We start from the raw sequence: 24,207 nt of genomic DNA on the forward strand, positions 1-24,207 counted from the left end.
CACTACCTTGGAACGGTCAGGCCTTCTTGCGTTCGGCGATGTAGGCCTGGATCTGCTGTTCCAGCACCGGCAGCGGCACCGAGCCCTGCTTGAGCAGGGTGTCGTGGAAACCCTTGATGTCGAACTTGTCGCCCAGCTCCTTCTCGGCCTGCGCACGCAGGCGAACGATGGCGATCTCGCCCAGCTTGTAGCTCAGCGCCTGGCCCGGCCAGGAAATGTAGCGGTCCACTTCGGTGGTCACTTCATGCTCGCTCAGCGCGGTGTGGTCACGCAGGTAGGCCAGCGCCTGCTCGCGGGTCCAGCCCTTGCTGTGCACGCCGGTGTCGATCACCAGGCGTGCCGCGCGCCACATCTCGTAGGTCAGGCGGCCGAAATCCTCGTAGGGGGTTTCGTAGATGCCCATCTCCACGCCCAGCTTCTCGCAGTACAACGCCCAGCCTTCGCCATAGGCGGAAATGTAGGCGTTGCGGCGGAACTCGGGCAGGTTCTTCTGCTCGGCGGCAATCGCTCCCTGCAGCGAATGGCCCGGATCGGATTCATGCAGAGTCAGCGCCGGCAGGTTGTACAGCGGGCGCGACGGCAGGTTGTAGGTGTTGAGCCAGTAGGTGCCCATGCCACCACGGCCGGCGGTCCAGAACGGCGCGATGTCCGGTGGCACCGGCACGATGGTGAAGCGGGCGCGCGGCAGCGTCATGTACTTGCCGAGCTGGCCGTCGGCACGCTTGGAAATCCACGCCGCGCGCGACAGCAGTTCCTCCGGAGTCTTGGCGTAGAACTGCGGATCGGTGCGCAGGAAGGTCAGGAACTCGGCGAAGCTGCCCTTGAACTTCACCTGCTTGATGATGTCGTTCATTTCCTTCTGGATGCGCTCGACTTCACCCAGGCCGATGCGGTGGATCTCGTCCGGCGACAGGTCCAGCGTGGTGTATTCGTGGATCTGCTGCTTGTAGTACGCCTTGCCATCCGGCATCGCTTCGGCGGCCAGGGTGGTGCGCGCCTGCGGCACGTACTCGTTGACGAAGAAGGTGCGCAGCTGCTGGAACGCCGGCACCACCTTGCCGCTGATCGCCGCGCGCGCCTGCGCCTGCAGCCTGGCCTGTTCGGCCGCCGGGATGCTGTTGGGCAGCTTCTTGAACGGCGCGTACAGCGGCGACTCGGTCGGGTCCTTCAGTTCGGCAACGGTGGCGATGGACACTTCGCGACCATCGAGCACGGCACGCGGCACGCTGAAGCCACGCTTCAGGCCAGCGCGCATGTTCTCGGTCTGCTGGCCGAAGTAGCGCGGCACATCGTTCAGGCGGGCGATGTAGTTCTGGTAATCCTGCGCGGTCTTCATCTCGCGCCGGGCCATGAAGGACAGGTTGGACCAGAACGAGGAGTCGGCGTTGAACGGCATCTCGTAGCCGCGCAGGCGCGTCTCTTCGGCCAGGTTGAACACCTGGTCGTGGTAGATCGCGTAGTTGACCTGGTTGTCGGGCGACAGGGTCTTCGGGTCGATCTTCTTCAGCGCGGCCAGGGTTTCGTCCCACACCTTCAGGCGTGCCTGCTGCGCGGCCGGGCCGATGTCGGGCATGCGGGTGGCGTTGGCCGGGGCGTCCTCGTCCTCGCTGGCTTCACCGCCGCCCTGCTGGCGCCACTTCCATTCCTTCTCGTACAGCGCGCGGAAGGCGGCGTCGGCGGGCGATTCAGTGGCCACGCTGGCCGGTGCGGCGGTGGCGGGCGGCGCGGCCAGGGCCACGGCGGGGGCGGACAGGGCGATCAGCAGGGCAACGGCAAGACGGGTTTTCACGAGCACAGGTTCCCGGGAAGGCAGACCCCGATCATGGCACCGCCCACGGCCCGTGGCATGGGACGAAGGTCCTGCCTGCAACGCAGGCAGGACCGGGAACCGGCCGCAGGCCGGGGCCCCAGCGCCGAAGGCGCGTGGTAGAGCCGACTGTCAGCGGCTGCTCTTCCGCCAGATGTAGCAAACCCCGCGCTTCGCGCGAAAGTCGACTCTACCCACAGCAGGCAGGACCCGGCACGGCCGCCGGACATGCAACAGAGCCACGCCATGCGTGGATGCGCCGGCGATCCGGACGGGGTCAGAGCCCTTTCCTGCGGAAAGGGATCCGACCCCACAGCCTCAGTGGCTGGCCTTGTCCCGCTTCCAGCCCCGGTGCTTGATGTCCAGGTGCAGGCTGTACAGCGCGGTGAACGCCGGGAACAGGTTCTGCAGCACGCCCACCGAGTCCTGCTTGGCCGAGAACAGGAAGTAGCTCAGCGTCATCAGGCTGCCGATCACGCTCATGTACCAGAACAGGCGCGGGATCACCGGCTTGCCGGCGCGCTTGGAGGCGATGAACTGGACCAGCCAGCGGCCGCCGAACATCAGTGCGCCGGTATAGCCGATCAGCTTCCAGCCGGTCACATGCAGGCCGGTCCAGTACAGCCAGGTCAGCGGCTGGTCGAGCCAGTGCAGCTCCAGGCCCATCACCGCTCTTCCACCGCGGTGCGCTTGCTGCGGGTGATCAGCCAGGCCACGCCGCGCAGGTCACGGATGCCGACCAGCGCGCGCCCGAGGTTGTTGTACTTGGACACGCCGGCGGTGCGGTGGCGGTGGTTGACCGGCACGCTGGTGGTCTTCCAGCCGGCGCGCTGCATCAGCGCCGGCAGGTAGCGGTGCATGTGGTCGAAGTACGGCAGGTCGAGGAACGCACTGCGCTCGAACAGCTTGATGCCGCAGCCGGTGTCGGGCGTATCGTCGCGCAGCATGCGCGCGCGGATGCGGTTGGCCCAGCGGCTGGCCCAGCGCTTGCTGCCGCTGTCCTGGCGGTTGACGCGCCAGCCGGCAAACAGCTTCACCTGCGCCTCGGCAGCATCGCGCGCTGCCAGCAGCTTGGGAATATCGGCCGGATCGTTCTGGCCATCACCATCCAGGGTGGCGATCCACGGCGCCCGCGCATGCTTGACGCCGGTGCGCACCGCGGTGCTCTGCCCGCTCTGGTTCACATGGTGCAGCACGCGCAGTTCCGGGGTGGTTGCCTTCAGCCCCTGCAGCACCGCCAGGGTGTCATCGCGCGAGTGATCGTCGATGTAGACGATCTCGAACGGCAGCCGGCCACGCAGCGCAGCGGTGATTTCGGCGACCAGCGGGGCGACGTTGTCGCGCTCGTTGAATACGGGGACGACAACGGAAAGCTCGGGTTGGCTCATAAGGCACTCGGCCAAAGGGGGGACAAAGACCGCGCATTCTCCGAAACCGAGGTTATCCGAAGATGAACCCCGCGGCGTGAGGATCCATCCTCAGGCGCGATCGCCAAAATACTCGCGGCACCACTGCACCACAGGCGGCAGGCCTTCTTCGATCGGGGTCACCGCATCGAAGCCGAAAGCGTCATGTGCGCGTCGGGTATCAGCCATCGTGCGCACCATGTCGCCGGGCTGCATGGGCTTGTAGACCTTCTGCGCGGGGCGGCCGGCGGCCTGTTCGATCACGCTGATGAAGCGCTCCAGCTCGACCGGCGTATGGTTGCCGAGGTTGAACACCCGGTGCGGCACCGGACCGTCGGCCGGATGCGCGAGGGCGCCGAGGATACCCGACACGATGTCGGAAACATGTGTGAAGTCGCGCTGCATGCGGCCTTCGTTGAACACGTCGATCGGCCGCCCGGCCAGCACCGCACGCGAGAACAGCAGCGGTGCCATGTCCGGTCGGCCCCACGGGCCATACACGGTGAAGAAACGCAGGCCGGTGGCGTGCAGGCCATACAGCTGCGCGTAGGTGTAGGCCATCAGTTCGTTGGCGGCCTTGGTCGCCGCGTACAGCGAGCGCGGCTGGTCAACGCGCTGGTCCTCGGAGAACGGCGGCGTGGCCGAATCACCGTAGACCGAGCTGCTGGAGGCATACACCAGATGCTGCACGCCACGGTGGCGGCACAGTTCGAGCATGTTGACGAAGCCGACCAGGTTGCTGTCGACGTAGGCGTGCGGGTTTTCCAGCGAATAGCGCACGCCGGCCTGCGCGGCCAAGTGGATCACCGCGGTCGGCTGCACTTCGTCAAACAGTGCGGCCAGGCCTTCGCGATCGGTCAGGTCCAGCGTGCGCAGGTCCAGCGCCGGGCACAGCGCGGCCACGCGGTCGCGCTTGATCTGCGGGTCGTAGTAGTCGTTGAAGTTGTCCAGGCCGACCACCGGCTGGCCCGCCTCCAGCAGCGCGCGGGCGGTGTAGGCACCGATGAAGCCGGCAGCGCCGGTGAGCAGGATGGTCATTGCAGTTGCCTGGAAATCAATGAGTACAGGTGCAGAGGATACGCTGCGGGCTCAGAACAGCCCGAAACGCTTCCTGGCCACGTTGGTGCGGCCGGGCTCGATCACGTCCTGGATGTTCTTTGCATCGAAGCGGTCGAGCAGCGCCTCGGCGCCCTTTTTCAGCTTCAGGTCCATTTCTTCCGGGTACAGCGGCATGAGGGCCATGAAGGCGATGGTCCTGCCATCCTCCAGCACCAGTTCGGCGAAATCTTCCGGGGTGGTGACCGGCGGCAGCACGATGGTGCCGTCGAAGCCCACGCCCGGCGCATAGGGCTCGCTGGGATGGCCATTGGGAATGGTGTGGCCGAAGCCCAGCCAGGTGTCGTACTCGTGCGGCAGCCGCGCCATGCCCTTCAGCAGGCGCACCGGCCAGTAGTTGCGCTCGTCCTCGAAGGCGTCCTGCGAGATCGGCCAGTCGGCCGGCAGGGTCACCATCAGCTCCATGTAGCGCGGCACGTCCGCCTCCACCTCGGCGGGCACGGTCATCGGCAGATCGCTCATGCCGGAGGTCACCAGCCGCAGATACGGGAACTGGTCGGTGGCCGGCACCACGTGCACGTCGATGTGCACCAGGTCGGAGATGATCTCGTGGAAGACGCCGGACACCGGGCCCAGGTGGCGCTCGATGTGCGCGCCGATCGCCTCGATGTGTTCTTCGCCCTGCGGCGGGGTGAAGTCCTTCTGGCGGCTGTGCACCAGGATCGGGCTGCCGCCCGGGCTGACGTCGTCGAATGCGTTGCTCATGTCCTGCTCCCTGGATGAGGCCACGGGCCGGAAGGCAGTACATCCCACGGCACGCGCGGCGGTGCGTTCCCTGTCATTCGCGGGACACGGCAGGAACGGGCCGCGCCCCCTGTCATTGCGCCGGGCTCAGCCCTGGCGCGTGCGCAGCTTTTCCAGCACGCCGTCCAGGGTATCCAGGTCGGTGTAGTGGATGATCAGCTTGCCCTTGCCGCCGCGACCATGGTTGATCGCCACCTTGGCCCCCAGGGCTTCGGACAGCTCGGTTTCCAGCGAGGCGATGTCGGCCTGCTGCACCTTCGGCGCAGCCACCGGGCGGTTGCTCGGCACCTTGCCGGCGGCGAAGGCCTGCGCACGGCGCTCGACCTCGCGCACCGACCAGCCTTCATCGGCCGCTTCCTGCGCCAGCTTGCCGGCCAGCTCGGGGGCCAGGGTCAGCAGCGCACGGGCGTGGCCCATTTCCAGGCGGCGGGTTTCCAGCAGCAGGCGGATCGCCACCGGCAGCTCCAGCAGGCGCAGCAGGTTGGACACCGCCGCGCGCGAGCGGCCGACGGCCTCGGCGGCCTCGGCATGGGTCAGGGTGAACTCGCTGATCAGGCGCTGCAGCGCCTCGGCTTCTTCCAGCGGGTTGAGGTCTTCGCGCTGGATGTTCTCGATCAGCGCCATCGCGATGACGGTGCGGTCTTCCAGCTCGCGCACCACCACCGGCACTTCGTCCAGGCCGGCCAGCTGCGATGCACGCCAGCGGCGTTCACCGGCGACGATTTCGTAGTTGCCCGCCGGCAGCTGGCGCACCAGGATCGGCTGGATCACGCCCTGCGACTTGATCGAGTCGGCCAGCTCGGACAGCTTGCCCTCGTCCATCTCGCGACGCGGCTGGTACTTGCCCGGCTGCAGCTGGCCCACGGCCAGCTTGCGCAGCACTTCACCCGGCAGCGGCTCGATCACCGCGGTGGTGGCCTGCACCTGGCTGACCGCACCCTTGGGACCCAGCAGGGCATCCAGGCCACGGCCGAGGCCTCGCTTCTTGGCTGCCGGCTTGCTGCTGGTCATCAGACAGTCTCCACGGCCTTGGCGGCCTTGTTGCGTTCGTTGTTGCGGCGGATGATCTCGCCGGCCAGGCCCAGGTAGGCCACGCCACCGCGCGAGGCGCGGTCGTAGCCGACGATGCTCTGGCCATGGCTGGGCGCCTCGGCCAGGCGCACGTTGCGCGGCACGATGGTGCGGAACACGCGGTCGCCGAAGTGCTCGGTGAGCTCGGCCGAGACCGCGTTGGCCAGGTTGTTGCGCACGTCGAACATGGTGCGCAGCACGCCTTCGATCTCCAGCGCCGGGTTCAGGCTGGTGCGCAGCGCCTCGATGGTTTCCACCAGCGCGCTCAGGCCTTCCAGCGCGTAGTACTCGCACTGCATCGGCACGATCACCGAGTCGGCGGCGGCCAGCGCGTTGAGCGTCAGCAGCGACAGCGCCGGCGGGCAGTCGATCAGGATGTAGTCGTACTCGTCGCGGATCGGCGCCAGCGCGCGCTTCAGGCGCTGCTCGCGCTCGCTCTGGCCCATCAACTGGATCTCGGCGGCGGTCAGGTCGATGTTGCCGGGCAGCAGGTCGTAGCCCTCGGCAGTCTGCACGCGCACATCGGCGGCGCTGTTCTCGCCGAGCAGCAGGTCACAGGTGGAGGCGGCCAGCTCTCGTTTGTCCACGCCACTGCCCATGGTCGCGTTGCCCTGCGAATCCAGGTCGACCAACAGCACGCGCTTGGGTGCGTTGGCCAGGGAAGCGGCCAGGTTGACGGCGGTCGTGGTCTTGCCGACGCCACCCTTCTGGTTGGCGATGGCGATGATGCGGGCCATGCGGGTGTGCCTCGTCGACGTGTGCTGGGACCGGTCATTATGCGTACAACCGGCCCCTTGCGGAAATCGTGAATCGCCAACCCGTTGTTCCACAAGGGGCTGGCGGCGGGAATCAGGGGCCTGTAACAGTGACCAGGTGGCGTTCGCCGGCCAGGCCGGGCACGCTCAGCGGGGTCACCTCGCGCACCTGCCAGCCGTCCGGCAGCTCCGCGATCTCTTCATGCGGGTAGACGCCCTTCATGGCCAGCAGCACGCCGCCGGGGCGCAGCAGGTGGCCACCGACGCGGACGATGCCGGCCAGGGTGTCCATCGCGCGCGCGGTCAGCTGGTCGTAACGGCCGGCCTCGTCCAGCGCCTCGGCGCGCGATTCGGCCACGCGGGCGTTGCCCAGGCCGAGCTGGCGCACGGCCTCGCGCATGAAGCGCGCCTTCTTGCCGTTGCTCTCGACCAGGGTGACCTGCAGGCCCGGGCAGGCAATCGCCAGCGGGATGCCGGGCAACCCGGGGCCGGTGCCGAGGTCGGCCAGGCTGCCATCGGCCACGAACGGCTGCATCGCCAGCGAGTCAAGCAGGTGGCGGGTGACCATCTCCTGCGGATCGCGGATGGCGGTGAGGTTGTAGGTGCCGTTCCAGCGGTGCAGCAAGGCCAGGTAGCGCAGCAGCGGCGGCGCCAGCGCGGCGTCCAGGCCCATGCTGGCCAGGCCCTGTTCCAGCGTGGCAGACACGCTGGCGGGAAGTGGGTGTTCGCTCATGCCGACATTATCGCCGGTTTTGCGCGCTGATTCCCCGCTTCAGTGTGGATACCAGGCCAATGCCGCACGGAACTGGCCGGTGGCCTGCCATTCGTGCAGGTGCCAGCGCGCGGCCTCGCCCAGTTCCGGGTCGCACCAGCGCAGGTGCAGGGCGCCATCGGCCCCCGGCGCCAGCTGCAGGCGGTGCAGGCCGAACGAGATGCCCTGCCCGTGCGCCTTCAGCATCGCTTCCTTGGCGCACCACACGCGGAAGAACCAGTGCTCGCGCCCGGCCTCGTCCAGGCTTTCCAGCCAGGCCACCTCCTCGGGGTGGAAGAAGCGCTGCACGATCTCCAGCAGGCGGGCCCGCGGCCGCAGCAGCTCCAGGTCCACGCCCAGCCGCACGCCCTCGCCCAGCGCCACCAGCAGCACCTCGCCGCTGTGACTCCAGCCGGTGCCGTAGTGGGCCAGCGCGCCGCTCAGCTCTGGCCGGCCCTTGTCATCACGGACCAGTGGCAGCGTCTCCGGCTCGGCGCCCAGCGCCTGCGCCAGCACCTGCCGCGCCTGCGGTTCGCCGCGGTGGCCCGGCACATGCGGGCGTCGCCAGACGGTCACCGGACCGAAGCGCCACGGGCCGTCGAGGGTGGCTGGCAGGCTCATCCGCACGCGCCCATCACGCAATTCCACGACGGGTTCACGGCCGTGCGCGTCAACTGGTCACAGTTCCCCACCGGAGGTTCGATCATGGGCATCATCATCTGGCTGATCGTCGGCGGCATCGTAGGCTGGCTGGCCAGCATCATCATGAAGCGCGATGCCCAGCAGGGCATCATCCTCAACATCGTGGTCGGCATCGTCGGCGCGCTGATTTCCGGCTGGCTGTTCGGCGGCGGCATCAACGAAGCGATCACCATCCGCACCTTCCTGTTCTCGCTGATCGGTGCGGTGATCCTGCTGGCGATCGTCAACCTGTTCACCCGCAAGAGCATACGGTGATCTGAGGGTAGTGCCGGCCGCTGGCCGGCAGATGTTTCAGAACGGGCCCGGCAATCGCCGGGCCCCGTTCGTTCAACCCAACTGCACCCATGCCGGCGCGTGGTCACTCGGGCGTTCCCAGGTGCGCGGCTCACGATCAATACCCGAGGCCACCGCGCTGCCCTTCAGCGCGTCGGAGACCAGGGTCAGGTCGATGCGCAGGCCCAAGTTGCGGCGGAAGCCGGCGGCACGGTAATCCCACCAGCTGAACACACCGGCCTCGTCATTGTGCAGGCGGAAGCCATCGTGCAGGCCCAGCTGCAGCAGCTTGTTGAGCGCGCCGCGCTCGGCGGTGGAGGTCAGGATGTGGTTTTCGTTCCACACCTCCGGGTCGTGCACATCGCGCGCGTCCGGGGCGATGTTGAAATCGCCCATCACGATCAGCTTCGGGTGCCGCTGCAGTTCTTCGGCGATCCAGGCATGCACCGCCTCCAGCCAGCGCAGCTTGTAGTCGTACTTGTCGGTGCCGATGTCCTGGCCGTTGACCACGTACAGGTTGATCACCCGCAGGTCGCCGAAGGTACCGGCGATGACACGCTTCTGCTCGTCCTCGAAGCCGGGAATACCGATCTGCACGTCCTGCGCCGGCTCACGCGACAGCAGCGCCACGCCGTTGTAGGTCTTCTGGCCGGCGAACACGCTGCGGTAGCCCGCGCCGATCAGCGCCGAATCGGGGAACTTGTGGTCCTCCAGCTTGGTTTCCTGGATACCGACGATGTCCGGGCCGAAGTCCTTGAGCCACTGCTCCAGGTGCGGCAGGCGGACATTGAGCGAATTGACGTTCCACGAGGCGATCTTCATGGGGACATTCTACCCGGCCCGGGTTTGGTAGACGCCAACCTTGGTTGGCGCATGGGGTTCACGCGTGCCAACCAAGCTTGGCACCCACCGGAAGGGGCCGCGCGGGTTGGCACCGACCGGTAGTGCCGGCCGCTGGCCGGCAACCCCATGAACCCTCGGCGAGACCCTGCATTTGCCGGCCAGCGGCCGGCACTACCGCAAGAGGAACTTCAACAACCCCGCAATCTTCGAATACGGCGGTCGCAGCCGGTCGCTGGCGGCCCAGCGCGACTGCCACAGCACCGGCAGCCGCTTGCTCATCGCATCGAACCCGGCCCGGCCGTGGTACGCGCCCATGCCGCTGGCGCCCACGCCGCCGAACGGCAGCCCGTCGGCAGCGAAGTGCAGCAGCGTGTCGTTGACCGTCACCCCGCCGGCTACCACCTGGCCGAGGATGCGCTCCACCGTGGCCGTGTCATGGCTGAAGGGATACAGCGCCAGCGGCCGATCACGGGACAGCACATCGGCCAGCGCCGCCTCCAGATCCGGGTAGGCCCGCACCGGCAGGATCGGCCCGAAGATCTCCTCGCGCATCAGGTCCAGATCGTCCGGCGGATCCAGCACTACGGTCGGCACCAGCAGGCGCTCGCGGTCGGCGCGCGCCTCATCCACCTGCGCCAACGGAATCACCGGCACGCCGCGTTCGCGCGCCTGCGCCAGGTAGCCCTGCAGGCGCCGGTACTGTCCTTCGTTGATGATGCGCGTGTAATCGTCGGCATCGCTGAAATCGCCGTAGCGCTCGCGTACCTGCTGCTGCAGCGCCTGCACGAACTCACGCTGGCGCGCGGTGTCGATCAGCACGTAATCCGGCGCGATGCAGGTCTGGCCGGCGTTGAACCACTTGCCGGTGGCCAGCCGTGCAGCGGCCTTGTCCAGCGGGAAATCGCGGCAGACGATGGCCGGCGACTTGCCGCCCAGTTCCAGCGTGACCGGCACCAGATGCTCGGCGGCAGCGGCCATCACCTTGCGGCCAACGGCCGTCGAGCCGGTGAACAGCAGATGGTCCAGCGGCAGCGACGACACCGCCGCGGCCACGTCCGCCCCACCCTGCACCACCGCCACCCGATCGGGCGGGAACACGCTGGCCAGCAGATCGGCCAGGAACGCGCTGGTGCGCGGCGTGTGTTCCGAAGGCTTCAGCAGTACGTGGTTGCCGGCGGCGATGGCGGTGGCCAGTGGCACCAATGCCAGCGTGACCGGGTAGTTCCAGGGCGAGATCACCCCGACCACGCCCAGCGGCGTCGGCCGCAGCTGCGCGCGCGCCGGCCACAGTCGCCAACCGGCGCCCACCCGCTGCAGCTTCGACCAGCGCCGCAGATGGCGGCGCAGGTGGTCGATGGCCGACAGCACGCTCATGCCATCGGCCAGCTTCGATTCGACGTGGGCGCGGTGGCCGAAGTCCTCGGCGATGGCCTGGGCCATTTCGTCCAGGCGCGGCTTCAGCGCCTCGCGCAAGCGGCGCAGGTCATTCTCGCGCTGGTCCAGCGACGGGCGCTGCGACTGCCAGGCGCTGCGCAGGGTGTGCAGGATGGCGGGGAGGTCGACTGGGGTGACGGTGCTCATGGGCCGATTGTAGGGTCGAGCCGCGTCTCGATGGGGTCAGATCCCTTTCGCAGGCGAAAGGGATCTGACCCCAAAAACAGGGAAACAAAAGGGCCGCGGTCTGCACCGCGGCCCCTGAAACCCGGTGGGTACCGACCGTTGGTCGGCACGCCGGTTATTTGGTGATATCCACGTCCTTGGTCTCGCGCAGGAACAAGCCGCCGATCACCACCGACATCAACGCGATGATGATGGGGTACCACAGGCCGTAGTAGAGGTTGCCGGTACCGGCCACCAGCGCGAACGAGATCGCCGGCAGGAAGCCACCGAACCAGCCGTTGCCGATGTGGTACGGCAGCGACATCGAGGTGTAGCGGATGCGGGTCGGGAACAGTTCGACCAAGTAAGCGGCGATCGGGCCGTAGACCATGGTCACGTACAGCACCAGCAGCCACAGCATGAAGATGGTGCCGGCGATGTTGATGCGTGCGCCATCGGCCTTGGCCGGGTAGCCGGCGGTGGTCAGGGCGGTCTTCAGTTCCGCACCGAACGCGTCGGCCTTGGCCTTGCCGTCTTCCTTGGTCAGGCCAGCGGCCTCATACGAGGTGACGCTGGCGCTGCCCACGTTCACCATCGCCAGCGAACCGGCGGCGGCGGGCTGTACGTCGTACGGCACACCGGCCTTGGTCAGCGCAGCGGTAGCCACGTCGCAGGAGCTGGTGAACTTGCGCAGGCCGACCGGATCGAACTGGAACGAGCAGGTGTTCGGATCGGCCACGACCAGGGCCGGGGAGCTGCTGCGGGCTTCTTCGATGGCCGGGTTGGCGAAATGGGTCAGGCCCTTGAAGATCGGGATGTAGGTAACAGCCGCCAGCAGGCAGCCGGCCAGGATGATCTTCTTGCGGCCGATACGGTCGGACAGCCAGCCGAAGAAGATGAAGAACGGCACGCCCAGTGCCAGCGCGGCCGCGATCAGCAGGTAGGAGGTGGTGGCATCGACCTTCAGCATGCTGCTGAGGAAGAACAGCGCGTAGAACTGGCCGCCGTACCAGACCACGGCCTGGCCGGCTGCGGCGCCGAGCAGGACCAGCAGCATCAGCTTCAGGTTGCCGCCCTTCAGGCTGTCACGGAACGGCGTCTTGGAACCCTTGCCCTCGGACTTCATCTGCTGGAACAGCGGCGATTCGCTCAGCTGCAGGCGGATCCACACGGACACACCCAGCAGCAGGATCGACACGAGGAACGGAATACGCCAGCCCCAGGCTTCGAAGGCTTCGTTGCCCAGGAAGTAGCGGCAGGCCAGGATGATCAGCAGCGACATGAACAGGCCGAGCGTGGCGGTGCACTGGATGAAGCTGGTGTACAGGCCACGCTTGTCGTCCGGCGCATGCTCGGCCACGTAGGTGGCGGCACCGCCGTACTCGCCGCCCATCGCCAGGCCCTGGGCCAGGCGCAGGATGATCAGGATCACCGGTGCGGCGAAGCCGATCGAGGCGTAGTTGGGCAGCACGCCGACCAGGAAGGTCGAGATGCCCATGATCAGGATGGTGACCAGGAAGGTGTACTTGCGGCCGATGCGGTCGCCGAGGCTGCCGAAGAAGGCCGCGCCGAACGGACGCACGAAGAAGCCGGCTGCAAACGCCAGCAGGGCGAAGATCATGCCCGTGGTTTCATTGACGCCACTGAAGAACTGCTTGGCGATGATGGCGGCGAGCGAGCCGTACAGGAAGAAGTCATACCACTCGAAGACCGTGCCGAGGCTCGAGGCGAAGATGACTTTCTTGTGGCCCTTGGTCAGGGTGCCCGCCGCATTGTGCGGGCTTGATGCAGTGCTGGACATGGGACGCTTTCCCTCTGTAGATGCCGGCCTTGGCCGGCATTCAATCTCGGTGGGTGCCGACCTTGATCGGCACTCAATTCGGTAGGTGCCGGCCGCGACCGGCACCCCATCTCGGTAGGTGCCGGCCGCTGGCCGGCACGCTCTTAGAAGCTGTACTTGGTGGTGAACTGCAATCGGGTGATGTCACCCTTGTTGCCGTTCTCCACTTCGCGACGGCCATACATCAGCTCGGCACCGATATCGACCTTGGGCAGCGGCGAATAGAAGATGTTGCCGCGGATGCTCTGCACGCTCTTGGTCACCAGCGGGCCGAGGATGCTGTCGTTGTCGTAGTCGCTGCGCGCGTAGATCAGGTTGGTGCGCAGCTTCGGCGAGAACGCATGCCGCCAGCCCACGTAGCCGGCCAGCACGCCGGTCGGGTTGAGCTCGTCGCGGGCCACGTCGTAGGCGCTGTCGGCGGTGATGCCCAGGCCGATGTAGCGGGCGATGCCTTCGCCGCCGGTCAGCTGGTAGTGCAGCGAATCGCTGTCACCCATCACCCACTTGCCGCCCAGGGTCAGGCCGCCGGCCACCTTGTCAGCCTTGGCACCGGTGGCCTGGTTGTCGACCTTCAGCTGGCGGACGATGCCGCCGACACCGAAGGTGCCCCAGTCGCCCTTCCAGCCGTAACGCAGGGTCAGATCAGGCAGGCTGCCACGATCGGAGTTGGCGCTGGTGTTGGTCCAGGCGCCGGTGACCGGGTTGCGGGTACCGGTGAGGGTGGTGGTTTCCGGGTTTTCCAGCGCGACGCTGAAGCCGCCCTGGGTGTAGCGCACCTGGGCCTGGCGCACGAAGATCACGCCGTCGGTGGGGCCGACGAAGTCGACCGCTTCGGGCAGTGCGGCCGCGTCCATGAAGTTGGACCAGGTCTGGCCGGCCAGCCAGTTGTTCCAGTACATGTAGGCGTGGCGCAGGGTCACGCCATAGGTGTTGGTGGCGGTCTGGTTGCCCAGCGAGTTGCCGAAGAAGTCCATCTCGAAGAACGCACCGGCCTTGTTGCCCGATTCGCTCACATTGTCGATGCCCAGGTTGAAGCGCGAGAACTTGGCGTGGGCGTTGAAGTCGGTACCCGAACGCTTGCCGCTGCCGCCGGCGCCCTCCACCGGGGTCTGGCCCGGCAGGTACAGCGAGCGGCCGGTGGCGTCGTCGGCCAGCTGGCCATCGCTGGTCTGGGTGGCGAGGAAATCGGCCTTGATGAAGCCGCCGATCTTGACCGTGGTGCCCGGCGCCGCGCCCGGGGTGATGGTGGTGACCTGGATCGGCTGCTTGCCGGCCGGCACCTGTGCGACCGGCTTCTGCTCGGCCTGCACCGTGCGGACTTCGGTCACCGCCTGCTGGGTCTGGCTGATCTGGGTCTGTTGTTGTTGCTGCGAAGACAGCAGCAGCTGGACCTGGCGTTCCAGTTCGGCAACGCGTGCTTCCAGTGCTTTCTCTTTGGCGGTCTCTGCGAACGCCATGCCCGGTGCGACCAGGGCGACCAACAGGCAGGCCGCCAAAGGTGTGCGCACGGCTTTCAACGTACGGTGGCTCATGTTGCCCTCTCTCCCAAGTGGCAAGGTGATGCCGCGCGTGGGGCACGGTCGAGCCGAGACTGCGGGGCGATTATGTATAGCGGCTATTCGCCATTGGTCGAACCCGGCCCTGCTGGGCGCTCACTTTCGACCATGGTCTAACCAGAGTGGTGACGCGGCCGGGGGTGGATGGGGCAAACTGAAGGGGATCGGTCGCCGCAATGCTGCGACCGCACACACAAAGTCAACGTGCAAGTGAGGGTGCCATGGCTGATATCTACCCCGTCGATCCGCAGTTCGCCGCCAAGGCACGCATCGACAAGACGTCGTACGAACAGCAGTACCAGGCTTCGGTGACCGACCCGGATGGTTTCTGGGGCAAGGCCGCCGAGCGCCTGCAATGGATGCGCAAGCCGACGAAGATCAAGAACGTCAGCTACGACCTGTCCGATTTCCACATCAAGTGGTTCGAAGATGGCGAGCTCAATGCCAGCGTGAACTGCCTGGATCGCCAGCTCGAGACGCGCGGCGACAAGACCGCCCTGCTGTTCGAGCCGGATGGCCCGGATGCACCGGCCCAGCACGTGACCTATCGCGAGCTGTACGAGCGCACCTGCCGCCTCGGCAACGCGCTGCGCAACCTCGGCGTCAAGAAGGGCGACCGCGTCACCATCTACCTGCCGATGATCGTCGACGCCGCCGTGGCCATGCTGGCCTGCGCGCGCATCGGTGCGATCCACTCGGTGGTGTTCGGTGGCTTCGCACCGAACTCGATCGCCGACCGCGTCAGCGACTGCCAGAGCAAGCTGATCATCACCGCCGACGAGGGCCTGCGCGGTGGTCGAAAGATTCCGCTGAAGGCCAACGTCGATGCCGCGCTGAAGCTGCCCGGCACCAATACCGTGGAAACCGTGCTGGTGGTGCGCCACACCGGCGGCGCGGTGGACATGCAGGCCCCGCGCGACCGCTGGTTCCACGATGTGGTGGACAGCCAGCCGGCTACCTGCGAGCCGGAACGCATGAACGCGGAAGATCCGCTGTTCATCCTCTACACCTCCGGTTCCACCGGCAAGCCGAAGGGCGTGCTGCACACCACCGGCGGCTACCTGCTGTACGCGGCCTACACCCATGAAGCGGTGTTCGACCTGCGCGAGAACGACGTCTACTGGTGCACCGCCGACGTCGGCTGGGTCACCGGCCACAGCTACATCGTGTACGGGCCGTTGGCCAACGGCGCGACCTCGCTGATGTTCGAAGGCGTGCCGAACTACCCGGACACCTCGCGCTTCTGGAACGTCATCGACAAGCACAAGGTCACCATCTTCTACACGGCCCCGACCGCCATCCGTGCACTGATGCGCGAGGGCGAGGAGCCGGTGAAGAAGACCTCGCGCGCGTCGCTGCGCCTGCTCGGCAGTGTCGGCGAACCGATCAACCCGGAAGCCTGGCGCTGGTACTACGAGGTGGTCGGCGACAGTCGCTGCCCGATCGTCGATACCTGGTGGCAGACCGAGACCGGCGGCATCCTGATCTCGCCGCTGGCCGGCGCGATGGACCTCAAGCCGGGCTCGGCCACCCTGCCCTTCTTCGGCGTGCAGCCGGCGCTGGTCAATGCCGATGGCGAGATCCAGGACGGCCCAACCGAGGGCAACCTGATCATCCGCGATTCCTGGCCGGGCCAGATGCGCACGGTGTACGGCGACCACCAGCGCTTCATCGATACCTATTTCCGCACCTACCCGGGCAGCTACTTCACCGGCGACGGTTGCCGCCGCGACGAAGACGGCTACTACTGGATCACCGGCCGCGTCGACGACGTGATCAACGTGTCCGGCCACCGCATCGGCACCGCCGAAGTGGAAAGTGCGCTGGTCTCGCACCCGAAGGTGGCCGAAGCGGCCGTGGTCGGCTTCCCGCACGACGTGAAGGGCCAGGGCATCTACGCCTACGTCACCCTGGTGGCCGAAGAAGCACCGAGCGATGAGCTGCAGAAGGAACTGGTCGCCTGGGTGCGCAAGGAGATCGGCCCGATCGCCACGCCGGACCACCTGCAGTGGGCGCCGGGCCTGCCGAAGACCCGCTCGGGCAAGATCATGCGCCGCATCCTGCGCAAGATCGCCGAGAACGCGCCGGACCAGCTCGGCGACACCTCGACCCTGGCCGACCCGTCGGTGGTGGCGTCGCTGGTGGACGAGCGCAAAGTACGCTGATGCATCACCCGGGGTCAGATCCCTTTCCGCCAGGAAAGGGCTCTGACCCCATAGAGTTTCCCCCCACGGTTCCCCCCGACCATGACCACCCTCCTGATTGCCGATGACCACCCGCTGTTCCGCGAAGCCCTGCGTGGGGCGGTGCAGCGGGTCATCCCCGGCGTGCAGCTGTTCGAGGCCGACAGCGTGGAAGCACTGTACGCGCTGGCCGACCAGCACAACGACGCCGACCTGGTCCTGATGGACCTCAACATGCCCGGTGCGCAGGGTTTCAACGCGCTGGTGCACATGCGCTCGCTGCACCCGCACCTGCCGGTGGTGGTGGTGTCCGCGCGCGAAGAAGCCACGGTGATGCGCCGTGCACTCGACCACGGCGCGCTGGGCTTCATTCCGAAGTCGGCCGACTCGGACACCATCGGCCACGCGCTGGGCACCATCCTCGATGGCGAGACCTGGGCACCGCCGGAAGCGCACAACGTGCCGCCCACCGGTAGCGAGGAACGCGAAGTCGGCCAGCGCCTGCGTGAGCTGACCCCGCAACAGTTCCGCGTCTTGCAGATGCTCGGCGCTGGGCGCTTGAACAAGCAGATCGCCTACGACCTCAACGTCTCCGAAGCGACGATCAAGGCCCACGTCACCGCCATCCTGCGCAAGCTGGGCGTGACCAACCGCACCCAGGCCGTGCTGATGGCCGGCAAGCTGGCGATCGACGACGACGCCATCGTGCTGCCGCCGGAAGAAGATTGACGGTAGTGCCGGCCGCTGGCCGGCAATCGCCTGAAACGCGCGACATCATCTGAAACCGCACTGGTAGGTGCCAAGCTTGCTTGGCACGCCTTTGCTTCGCCCTGTTATAGCCATCGCTATACAAACCAGCCCTGCCTGCGCGTTTCGCTGGAAGTGCGCCACGCGCGGATCGCGATGCTAAGCTTCGCGTCCCCTTGGGGAGTAGCCGGATTCCTTCGCAGGAATCGTCCACGTCAACATACTCGGCCAGTGCGCCGTGGCGTGGACAACCATGATGGTTGGCGAGACCAGCGGCCCGCGCGCGCAACATCAGGTTGGGCGCGAGCGCAGGCCGTGCGTCCGTCCTAGCCCGACCTCAGCCGCCGCCCATGTCCCCCATTTCGATCCTCCTGATCGGCTTTGCCATGTCCACCGATGCCTTCGCCGCTGCAATCGGCAAGGGCGCGGCCATGCGCAAGCCGGTGTTCCGCGATGCATTGCGTGCCGGCATCATCTTCGGCGTCATCGAGGCGATCACGCCCATCATCGGCTGGCTGCTTGGCCGTGCCGCCCTGCAGTACGTCGAAGCCTTCGACCACTGGATCGCCTTCGGCCTGCTCGGCGCACTGGGCATCCACATGATCTACAACGGCCTGCGCCCGGACAGTGCCGAGGACGACGAGGATCCCTCGCAGCACCACGGCTTCTGGAAGCTGGCGCTGACCGGTTTCGCCACCAGCATCGACGCGATGGCGGTGGGCATCGGCCTGGCCTTCATGGACGTGCATATCGGCGTGATGGCTGCGGTGATCGGCCTGTGCACGCTGACCATGGTCACCGTCGGCATCATGCTCGGCCGCGTGCTGGGCAGCATGGTCGGCAAGCGCGCCGAGATCATCGGTGGCGTGATCCTGGTGATCATCGGTGCGACGATCCTGTACGAGCACCTGCACGGCGTGGGGTAAAACGCCGAGAGCGGGCGATTGCGTGGTTGCCGGCCAGCGGCCGGCACTACCAGACGTCACATCCACGCATGGCGTGGATCTACTGCCGGGCGGCCGGCGCTACTGCGCGTCGCGCAGCGCGCCCAGGAAGGCGCGCAGCGAGGCCGGCTTGATCGGCTTGGTCAGCACGCGGTAACCCCGTTCGCGTGCCATCCGCTTCAGCTCATCACGCCCATCGGCGGTCAGCAGTGCGCCCGGCAGCGGGTAACCGGCCGCCTCGCGCAACGCCACCAGCGCGTCCAGGCCATCCATGCGGTCGTGCAGGTGGTAATCCACCAGCATCACCTGCGGGCGCTCGGCGATCTTCTCCAGCGCCTGGTCGACGGTGGCGGCGGTGATCACCTGCACCTGCCAGCGGCCGAGCAGTGCGCGCATGCCGTCGAGGATCTCCTCGTCGTTGTCCACGCACAGCACGCGCAGGCCGGCCAGCGAATCGCTGCGTACCGGTGCGGCCACGGTCGGTACCGGCGTGGCCAGTTCGGTATAGCCCGGCAGCGGCGCCACCCGCGGCAGAATGATCGAGAACATCGAGCCCTTGCCGACCCGGCTGCGCGCATTGAGGCGATGGTCAAGCAGGCGCGAGATGCGCTGGCAGATCGACAGGCCCAGGCCCAGGCCCTGCTCGCCCCAGTCGAACGGCTGCTGGTAGCGGTGGAACTCATCGAAGATCTGCCGCATGTGGTGCTCGGGAATGCCGGGCCCGGTATCCCATACCTGCAGTTCCACTTCGTCGCCGCGCTGGCGCACGGCCAGCACGATGCGGCCCTGGCGGGTGTAACGCAGCGCATTGGCCAGGAAGTTCTGCAGCACGCGGCGCAGCAGGCGGCGGTCACTGCGCACCCATGCCGGGCGCGCGAACAGGTCCAGGCGCAGGCCACGGCCGGCAGCAACCGGGGTGTACTGCGCGGCCAGTTCGCGCATCAGCGCACTCACGTCGAACTCGCCGATCACCGGGTGCAGGCCGCCGGCATCCAGCCGCGATACATCCAGCAGGCCATCGAGCAGTTCTTCGGCCGCGCGCAGCGACGCGTCCACGCGCTCGGCCAGATGCTTCTGCTCGTCGCTCACGTGATCACTGTCGCGCAGTGCCGAAGCGAACAACCTTGCGGCGTTCAGCGGCTGCAGCACGTCGTGGCTGATCGCCGCCAGGAAGCGGGTCTTCGACTGCTGCGCGACCTCGGCCTCATGCGAGCGTTCGGCCACGCGCTGTTCCAGCGTCTCGTTGGCTTCCAGCAACGCTTTTTCCGCGTGCTTGTAGTCGGTGATGTCGTTGTAGCTGGTCACGTAGCCACCACCGGGCAGAGCCTGGCCACGCATCTCGATCACCTTGCCATCGCTGCGGGTGCGCTCGAACACGTGCGGTGAACCGGCGCGCATGTAGCCGATGCGGCGGTTGATCTGCACTTCGATATCGCCCTCGCCCAGCTCGCCACGCTCGGCGTTGTAGCGGATCAGGTCGGCCACCGGGCGGCCCACGTAGAGCATGCCGTCGGGGTAGCCGAACATATCCTGGTAGCGGCGGTTCCACGCGGTCAGGCGCATGTCCGGGTCGACCACGCTGACCCCGGCACTGATGTTCTCCAGCGTGGTCGACAGGATCTCGCGGTTGAAGCGCAGTTCCTGTCCCGCTTCGTCCAGCACCGCCACCACTTCACCCAGGTCCATGCCCGAGCCGCGCAGCAGGCTGGTCAGCAGCAGGCGTGCCGATGCCGCACCGATCGACGCGGCCAGCAGGCGCTCGGTGAACTGTACCCACGGCCGGTCCGCAGGCGCCGAGGATTGCAGCTCGCGGCCCAGCGACTGCGCCTGCTCGAAGAACGAACGCCGCGCGTGGCGCTCGCCAACCACGCGCGAGGCCAGCGCCAGCAGGTCGCCCACGTGCACGTGACCCGGCCAACCACCGGCCACCGACGGGCGCTCGGCATATGGATCGAGGAACGGCGCAGCGCGAAGCCGCTCATCAACGCCGGGCCGCCAGCGCGCGGACACCAGCATCATCGTCGCCGCGTTGACCAGCAGCGACCAGAACGTACCGTGGGTCAACGGATCCCAGCCGGTCATGCCGAACAGCTGCTGCGGCCGCAGCCACTCGATGCCGAACGGGCCGTGCTGCACCCAGGCGGCATCGACCCAGCCGGCCATGGTCATCGCCGGCAGCAGCAGGGTGTACAGCCAGGTGGCGAAGCCGAGCAGCATGCCCGTCTCGACGCCACGACGGCTGGCGCCACGCCAGTACAGGCCGCCGATCAGGCCGGGCGCGAACTGCGCCACCGCTGCGAACGCCATCAGGCCATACGAGGCCAGCGTGCTGTCGTTGCTGCTGGTGCGGTAATAGCTGTAGGCCATCAGTGCCAGCAGCAGGATCGCCAGGCGGCGGATCCACAGCACGCGCGAGGCGACGTCGGCGGCCTCCTGGTGGTCACCGCTACGGCGCAGCAGCACCGGCATCACCAGGTCGTTGCTGACCATGGTGGCCAGCGCGATCGACGACACGATGACCATGCCGGTGGCCGCCGAGAACCCGCCCACATAGGCGATCAGCGCCAGCGCGTTGCGGCCCTCGGCCAGCGGCAGGGCCAGCACCATCGAATCGTCGGCGACGCTGCCACCGGTGCCGAACAGGGTCACGCCGGCGGTGGCGATCGGCAGCACCATGCCGGAAATCAGCACCAGGTAGCCGCCGAACATCCAGCGCGCGCGGCGCACGTCGCGCACGTCACCGCACTCGACCACGGCCACGTGGAACTGGCGCGGCAGGCAGATGATGGCGAGGAAACTGAGCAGGGTCTGCGAGATGAAGCCCACCGGCGGCAGGCCGGTGAACAGCGTATGCACCGACTCGACCACCGCGTCGGTGCGGTTGCTCAGCCACAGGTAGGCGAACACGCCCACGGCCAGCATCGCCAGCAGCTTGATCACCGATTCGAAGGCGATCGCCAGCATCATGCCGTGGTGGTGCTCGGTGGCATCGACCTGGCGGGTACCGAACAGGGTGGCGAACAATGCCATCAGCAGCGCCACATACAGCGCGGGATCGGTGAAGAAGCCGGTCGGGCCGGTGTTGCCGGTCAGCACCTGCAGGCTCATCGCCACCGCTTTGTACTGCAGGGCGAGGTACGGAATGATGCCGATCAGCGCGATGATCGCCACCAGCGCCGCCAGCCGCCGCGAGCGGCCGAAGCGCGAAGAGATGAAGTCGGCGATGGACACCACGTTCTGGCTGCGCGCGATCAGCGCCAGGCGCTCGATGATGCGCCAGCCGAACAACAGCAGCAGCAACGGACCGATATAGATCGGCAGGTAGCCCACGCCGTTGCGCACGGCGGTGCCGACCGCGCCGTAGAACGTCCACGACGAGCAGTACACGGCCAGCGCCAGGCTGTAGACCACCGGCCGCAGCCACGGCCGGTCGGGGTACATCGGCCGACGGTCACCCCACCACGCCACGCCGAACAGCAGCGCGGCATAGGCAACCGAGACCAGCAGCAGGATCCAGCTGGAGACCACGCGCGCGTTTCCGTCAGGACAGGGGCCAGTAGATCACGACCGTTGGTCGTGATGGTAGGTCACGACGGAGGGGCGCAAGGGTGGCATGACGGTGGGTCACGACCGTTGGTCGTGACGGAGGCCTCCGTGCCCACCAACGGTGGGCACCCACCAGGAGCCGGCGTTACTGGGCCGGCACGCCCATTTCCTTCAGCAGTTCCGGTGCCGGGTAGACCTTGGCCAGCAGCCAGCGCAGGTAGCGCATGTCCACGTGCACGGCGCGCTTGTAGCGCGGGTCGAACCACCAGCTGGCGCTGACCGACTCCCAGTTGCTGTCGAAGTTCAGGCCGATCAGTTCGCCCTTGGCGTTGAGCACCGGCGAGCCGGAGTTGCCGCCGGTGGTGTCCAGGTTGGTCAGGAAGTTGACCGTCTGGGTCTTCAGCGCCGGGTCGGCGGTGCTGCCGAAGTCACCCTTGGCGATCGCGGCCAGCAGCGGCTTGGGAGCATCGAACGGATAGGCGTTGGTGTTCTTCTCGACGATGCCGGCCACGGTGGTCACCGGCGAGTAGGTCACGCCGTCGCGCGGATGCAGCGCTTCGACCTTGCCGTAGCTGATGCGCAGGGTGCGGTTGGCATCCGGGTACACCGCACGGCCCTGCTTGGCACGCCAGGCGAACAGCGCCTGCATGTAGGCCGGGCGCAGGCGCAGCTGCTCGCCTTCGCGGGTCTTGCTCTCGTTCTCGATGCGCAGCTGCGCGGCCACCAGCGGGCCGGCCACGGCGATCAGCGGATCGGCGGCCAGTGCCTTGCCTTCGCGGGCCGCAGCGAAACGGGACAGGCGCTGTGCCTCCTCGCCCAGCTGGGTGCCGGCGTACAGGGTATCGAGCGCCGTCGCCAGCTGCTGCGGGGTACGGCCGAAGGCGGCGTCGAACTCGGCCACGCGCTGCGCGTCCGGCAGCTGCTGGTAGCGGGTCAGCAGGGTGCTCAGCAGCGCCTTCTCGACTTCCGGCGCGTAACGGCGCTGGACCTGCTTGAGCACGCCTTCGATCATCGCCTGGTCGCGCTGCTGGTAGCCGCTCTCGCGCTGTGCGTCCGGCTTGGCCGATTCGATGCGCAGGCGTTCCAGCAGCAGCGCCGAGCGCAGCAGCTGGCTCTGTGCGGCCATCTGCTCCAGCAGCAGGTCACGTTCGCCCACCGCCGCGCCCTGCGACAGGTTGGCCAGCAGCGCCTTGATGTCGCCCTGGTACTTGCGGTCGGTGGCGGCCAGCATCGCCGTCTCGTCGGCGGCACGCTGGGCCTTGGCGTCGCTGCGCAGCAGGCCTTCCAGCTCACCGGCGGCGCGCTTGCGGTTGTTCTTCAGAGACTGCAGCTGCGAGGCGTAGCGGGTACGCGCCTGCGCGTCCTTGGCGCTGGCCGCCTCGATGGTGTCGATCATCTGCTGGAACACCGACACGCGGCGCGGCAGCACGGTATCGATCTGGCCAGCGAATTCGGCGGCGGTGCGGTGGCGGTAGGTGATGCCCGGGTAACCGGCGAGCATCGCGTAGTCGCCTTCCTTCGGCCCTTCCACCGACATCTGCAGGTGCGCCGGCGCCTGGTAGGGCACGTTGTCCTTGCTGTAGGCGGCCGGCTTGCCGTCCTTGCCCACGTAAGCGCGCAGCAGGGTGAAGTCGCCGGTGTGGCGCGGCCACATGAAGTTGTCGATCTCATCGCCGTAGTTGCCGATCGCACGCGGCGGCGCGTACACCAAGCGCACGTCGCTCAGCTCCAGCTGGGCGATGCGGTAGAAGTCGGTGCCGTAGTACATGTTGGCCACCGAGCAACGCACGCTGCCGTCCTTCTCGCACTCGGCCACGATCTGCTTGCTGGCCGCATCCACGGCATCGAAGTAGGCACGGCCGGTCTTGCCACGCGCCTGCGCCAGCACCTGGTCGGTCACCTTGTCGAAGCCGACGGTGACCAGCACACGGAAGTCCGGGTTGGCCGGGCGCTCGTCGGCGCGGTCCCTGGCGATGAAGCCACCGTTGATCAGGTCGTGCTCGGGCGAGCTGTTGTACTGGATCACGCCCATCGCCACGTGGTGGTTGGTCAGCAGCAGGCCATCGCTGGACACGAACGAGCCGGTGCCACCACCGGCACGCACCACGGCGCTCAGCGGCGGCGCGGTGACGTTGGCCAGGTCGGCCGGATTGCCCTTGAAACCTGCGGCCTGGAGCGGTTTGGCCAGTTCCGGCAACTGGGTCGGCATCCACATGCCTTCATCGGCGTGGGCACCGGCGGCGAGGGTCAGGCCCAGGGCCAGGGCGGTGGGAAGGGCTTTGCGTGGTGACATGAGGCAATCCGGTACGACAGAACAGCCCGGG

At 67.3% G+C, this 24,207-nt stretch carries 19 protein-coding genes and 1 riboswitch; of the genes, 4 read left to right on the forward strand and 15 right to left on the reverse strand.

From position 1 onward, the window contains the following. Window positions 1–16 precede the first annotated feature (16 nt). The 9 genes from ACUZUJ_RS21715 to ACUZUJ_RS21755 all read right to left on the reverse strand — a co-directional run bounded on the left by ACUZUJ_RS21715 (window position 17) and on the right by ACUZUJ_RS21755 (window position 8,271). Window positions 17–1,789 (reverse strand): DUF885 domain-containing protein, encoded by a 1,773-nt coding sequence (locus ACUZUJ_RS21715; protein WP_087924046.1) that lies wholly within the window; start codon window positions 1,787–1,789, stop codon window positions 17–19. A 336-nt stretch (window positions 1,790–2,125) separates the two neighbouring features. After that, window positions 2,126–2,473 carry a lipid-A-disaccharide synthase N-terminal domain-containing protein gene (locus ACUZUJ_RS21720; RefSeq protein WP_014038968.1) on the reverse strand — a complete coding sequence of 116 codons (348 nt, stop codon included), beginning with the start codon at window positions 2,471–2,473 and terminating at the stop codon, window positions 2,126–2,128. Continuing rightward, complete coding sequence (locus ACUZUJ_RS21725) at window positions 2,473–3,195, reverse strand: glycosyltransferase family 2 protein (RefSeq protein ID WP_049446937.1); 723 nt, start codon at window positions 3,193–3,195, stop codon at window positions 2,473–2,475. The genes ACUZUJ_RS21720 and ACUZUJ_RS21725 overlap by 1 nt, the downstream gene beginning before the upstream one ends. Before the next feature lie 90 nt (window positions 3,196–3,285). Further along, window positions 3,286–4,251 (reverse strand): NAD-dependent epimerase/dehydratase family protein, encoded by a 966-nt coding sequence (locus ACUZUJ_RS21730; protein ID WP_049446935.1) that lies wholly within the window; start codon window positions 4,249–4,251, stop codon window positions 3,286–3,288. 51 nt (window positions 4,252–4,302) lie between these two features. After that, window positions 4,303–5,034 (reverse strand): suppressor of fused domain protein, encoded by a 732-nt coding sequence (locus tag ACUZUJ_RS21735; RefSeq protein ID WP_049446932.1) that lies wholly within the window; start codon window positions 5,032–5,034, stop codon window positions 4,303–4,305. A gap of 126 nt (window positions 5,035–5,160) precedes the next feature. After that, a complete protein-coding gene (locus ACUZUJ_RS21740) occupies window positions 5,161–6,084 on the reverse strand; it encodes a ParB/RepB/Spo0J family partition protein (protein WP_014038972.1) in 924 nt (307 codons plus the stop codon). Beyond that, window positions 6,084–6,881, reverse strand: a complete 798-nt coding sequence (locus tag ACUZUJ_RS21745) for a ParA family protein (protein WP_005411653.1) — start codon at window positions 6,879–6,881, stop codon at window positions 6,084–6,086. The genes ACUZUJ_RS21740 and ACUZUJ_RS21745 overlap by 1 nt, the downstream gene beginning before the upstream one ends. Before the next feature lie 112 nt (window positions 6,882–6,993). Then, window positions 6,994–7,632, reverse strand: coding sequence for a 16S rRNA (guanine(527)-N(7))-methyltransferase RsmG (rsmG, locus tag ACUZUJ_RS21750; protein ID WP_049442096.1), 639 nt, complete (start codon window positions 7,630–7,632; stop codon window positions 6,994–6,996). Window positions 7,633–7,671: 39 nt separating this feature from the next. Then, window positions 7,672–8,271 (reverse strand): 4'-phosphopantetheinyl transferase family protein, encoded by a 600-nt coding sequence (locus ACUZUJ_RS21755; protein WP_049446926.1) that lies wholly within the window; start codon window positions 8,269–8,271, stop codon window positions 7,672–7,674. Between the two features lie 84 nt (window positions 8,272–8,355). On the opposite strand from ACUZUJ_RS21755, the gene ACUZUJ_RS21760 reads away from it, so the two are divergent. Then, window positions 8,356–8,607: a GlsB/YeaQ/YmgE family stress response membrane protein gene (locus ACUZUJ_RS21760; RefSeq protein ID WP_005411656.1), complete on the forward strand. Its 252-nt coding sequence runs from the start codon at window positions 8,356–8,358 to the stop codon at window positions 8,605–8,607. Between the two features lie 72 nt (window positions 8,608–8,679). Here ACUZUJ_RS21760 and xth read toward each other — a convergent pair whose 3' ends face one another. From xth to ACUZUJ_RS21780, 4 genes are all read right to left on the reverse strand, one after another. Further along, the gene (gene xth, locus ACUZUJ_RS21765) at window positions 8,680–9,447 is read right to left on the reverse strand and encodes an exodeoxyribonuclease III (protein WP_458220335.1); all 768 of its coding nucleotides are present in this window, start codon (window positions 9,445–9,447) and stop codon (window positions 8,680–8,682) included. Between the two features lie 192 nt (window positions 9,448–9,639). Continuing rightward, window positions 9,640–11,049, reverse strand: a complete 1,410-nt coding sequence (locus tag ACUZUJ_RS21770; protein WP_458220336.1) for a coniferyl aldehyde dehydrogenase — start codon at window positions 11,047–11,049, stop codon at window positions 9,640–9,642. A gap of 154 nt (window positions 11,050–11,203) precedes the next feature. Further along, on the reverse strand, window positions 11,204–12,868 hold the full coding sequence (locus ACUZUJ_RS21775; RefSeq protein ID WP_049446920.1) for an MFS transporter: 1,665 nt from the start codon (window positions 12,866–12,868) through the stop codon (window positions 11,204–11,206). 143 nt (window positions 12,869–13,011) lie between these two features. Continuing rightward, window positions 13,012–14,439 carry a DcaP family trimeric outer membrane transporter gene (locus ACUZUJ_RS21780; RefSeq protein ID WP_458220337.1) on the reverse strand — a complete coding sequence of 476 codons (1,428 nt, stop codon included), beginning with the start codon at window positions 14,437–14,439 and terminating at the stop codon, window positions 13,012–13,014. Window positions 14,440–14,684: 245 nt separating this feature from the next. On the opposite strand from ACUZUJ_RS21780, the gene acs reads away from it, so the two are divergent. From acs to ACUZUJ_RS21795, 3 genes are all read left to right on the forward strand, one after another. Next, window positions 14,685–16,628, forward strand: coding sequence for an acetate--CoA ligase (gene acs, locus ACUZUJ_RS21785; protein ID WP_049446915.1), 1,944 nt, complete (start codon window positions 14,685–14,687; stop codon window positions 16,626–16,628). An 81-nt stretch (window positions 16,629–16,709) separates the two neighbouring features. After that, window positions 16,710–17,375, forward strand: a complete 666-nt coding sequence (locus ACUZUJ_RS21790) for a response regulator transcription factor (RefSeq protein ID WP_006477308.1) — start codon at window positions 16,710–16,712, stop codon at window positions 17,373–17,375. Between the two features lie 190 nt (window positions 17,376–17,565). After that, window positions 17,566–17,655, forward strand: a riboswitch (yybP-ykoY riboswitch). Between the two features lie 88 nt (window positions 17,656–17,743). After that, the gene (locus tag ACUZUJ_RS21795; RefSeq protein WP_032957840.1) at window positions 17,744–18,319 is read left to right on the forward strand and encodes a manganese efflux pump MntP; all 576 of its coding nucleotides are present in this window, start codon (window positions 17,744–17,746) and stop codon (window positions 18,317–18,319) included. 99 nt (window positions 18,320–18,418) lie between these two features. Here ACUZUJ_RS21795 and ACUZUJ_RS21800 read toward each other — a convergent pair whose 3' ends face one another. Together ACUZUJ_RS21800 and ACUZUJ_RS21805 are read right to left on the reverse strand one after the other, a co-directional pair. Next, the gene (locus tag ACUZUJ_RS21800; RefSeq protein ID WP_049446912.1) at window positions 18,419–21,865 is read right to left on the reverse strand and encodes a hybrid sensor histidine kinase/response regulator; all 3,447 of its coding nucleotides are present in this window, start codon (window positions 21,863–21,865) and stop codon (window positions 18,419–18,421) included. A gap of 163 nt (window positions 21,866–22,028) precedes the next feature. Beyond that, window positions 22,029–24,176 (reverse strand): S46 family peptidase, encoded by a 2,148-nt coding sequence (locus ACUZUJ_RS21805; RefSeq protein ID WP_101766326.1) that lies wholly within the window; start codon window positions 24,174–24,176, stop codon window positions 22,029–22,031. Between the last annotated feature and the right edge of the window lie 31 nt (window positions 24,177–24,207).

This window comes from Stenotrophomonas sp. S4 (assembly GCF_054187805.2).

Coding starts and splice junctions, on each gene's coding strand:
- ACUZUJ_RS21720 (WP_014038968.1), bottom strand. CDS start 2,473: ATGGGCCTGGAGCTGCACTGGCTCGACCAGCCGCTGACCTGGCTGTAC.
- ACUZUJ_RS21725 (WP_049446937.1), bottom strand. CDS start 3,195: ATGAGCCAACCCGAGCTTTCCGTTGTCGTCCCCGTATTCAACGAGCGC.
- ACUZUJ_RS21730 (WP_049446935.1), bottom strand. CDS start 4,251: ATGACCATCCTGCTCACCGGCGCTGCCGGCTTCATCGGTGCCTACACC.
- ACUZUJ_RS21735 (WP_049446932.1), bottom strand. CDS start 5,034: ATGAGCAACGCATTCGACGACGTCAGCCCGGGCGGCAGCCCGATCCTG.
- ACUZUJ_RS21740 (WP_014038972.1), bottom strand. CDS start 6,084: ATGACCAGCAGCAAGCCGGCAGCCAAGAAGCGAGGCCTCGGCCGTGGC.
- ACUZUJ_RS21745 (WP_005411653.1), bottom strand. CDS start 6,881: ATGGCCCGCATCATCGCCATCGCCAACCAGAAGGGTGGCGTCGGCAAG.
- rsmG (WP_049442096.1), bottom strand. CDS start 7,632: ATGAGCGAACACCCACTTCCCGCCAGCGTGTCTGCCACGCTGGAACAG.
- ACUZUJ_RS21755 (WP_049446926.1), bottom strand. CDS start 8,271: ATGAGCCTGCCAGCCACCCTCGACGGCCCGTGGCGCTTCGGTCCGGTG.
- ACUZUJ_RS21760 (WP_005411656.1), top strand. CDS start 8,356: ATGGGCATCATCATCTGGCTGATCGTCGGCGGCATCGTAGGCTGGCTG.
- xth (WP_458220335.1), bottom strand. CDS start 9,447: ATGAAGATCGCCTCGTGGAACGTCAATTCGCTCAATGTCCGCCTGCCG.
- ACUZUJ_RS21770 (WP_458220336.1), bottom strand. CDS start 11,049: ATGAGCACCGTCACCCCAGTCGACCTCCCCGCCATCCTGCACACCCTG.
- ACUZUJ_RS21775 (WP_049446920.1), bottom strand. CDS start 12,868: ATGTCCAGCACTGCATCAAGCCCGCACAATGCGGCGGGCACCCTGACC.
- ACUZUJ_RS21780 (WP_458220337.1), bottom strand. CDS start 14,439: ATGAGCCACCGTACGTTGAAAGCCGTGCGCACACCTTTGGCGGCCTGC.
- acs (WP_049446915.1), top strand. CDS start 14,685: ATGGCTGATATCTACCCCGTCGATCCGCAGTTCGCCGCCAAGGCACGC.
- ACUZUJ_RS21790 (WP_006477308.1), top strand. CDS start 16,710: ATGACCACCCTCCTGATTGCCGATGACCACCCGCTGTTCCGCGAAGCC.
- ACUZUJ_RS21795 (WP_032957840.1), top strand. CDS start 17,744: ATGTCCCCCATTTCGATCCTCCTGATCGGCTTTGCCATGTCCACCGAT.
- ACUZUJ_RS21805 (WP_101766326.1), bottom strand. CDS start 24,176: ATGTCACCACGCAAAGCCCTTCCCACCGCCCTGGCCCTGGGCCTGACC.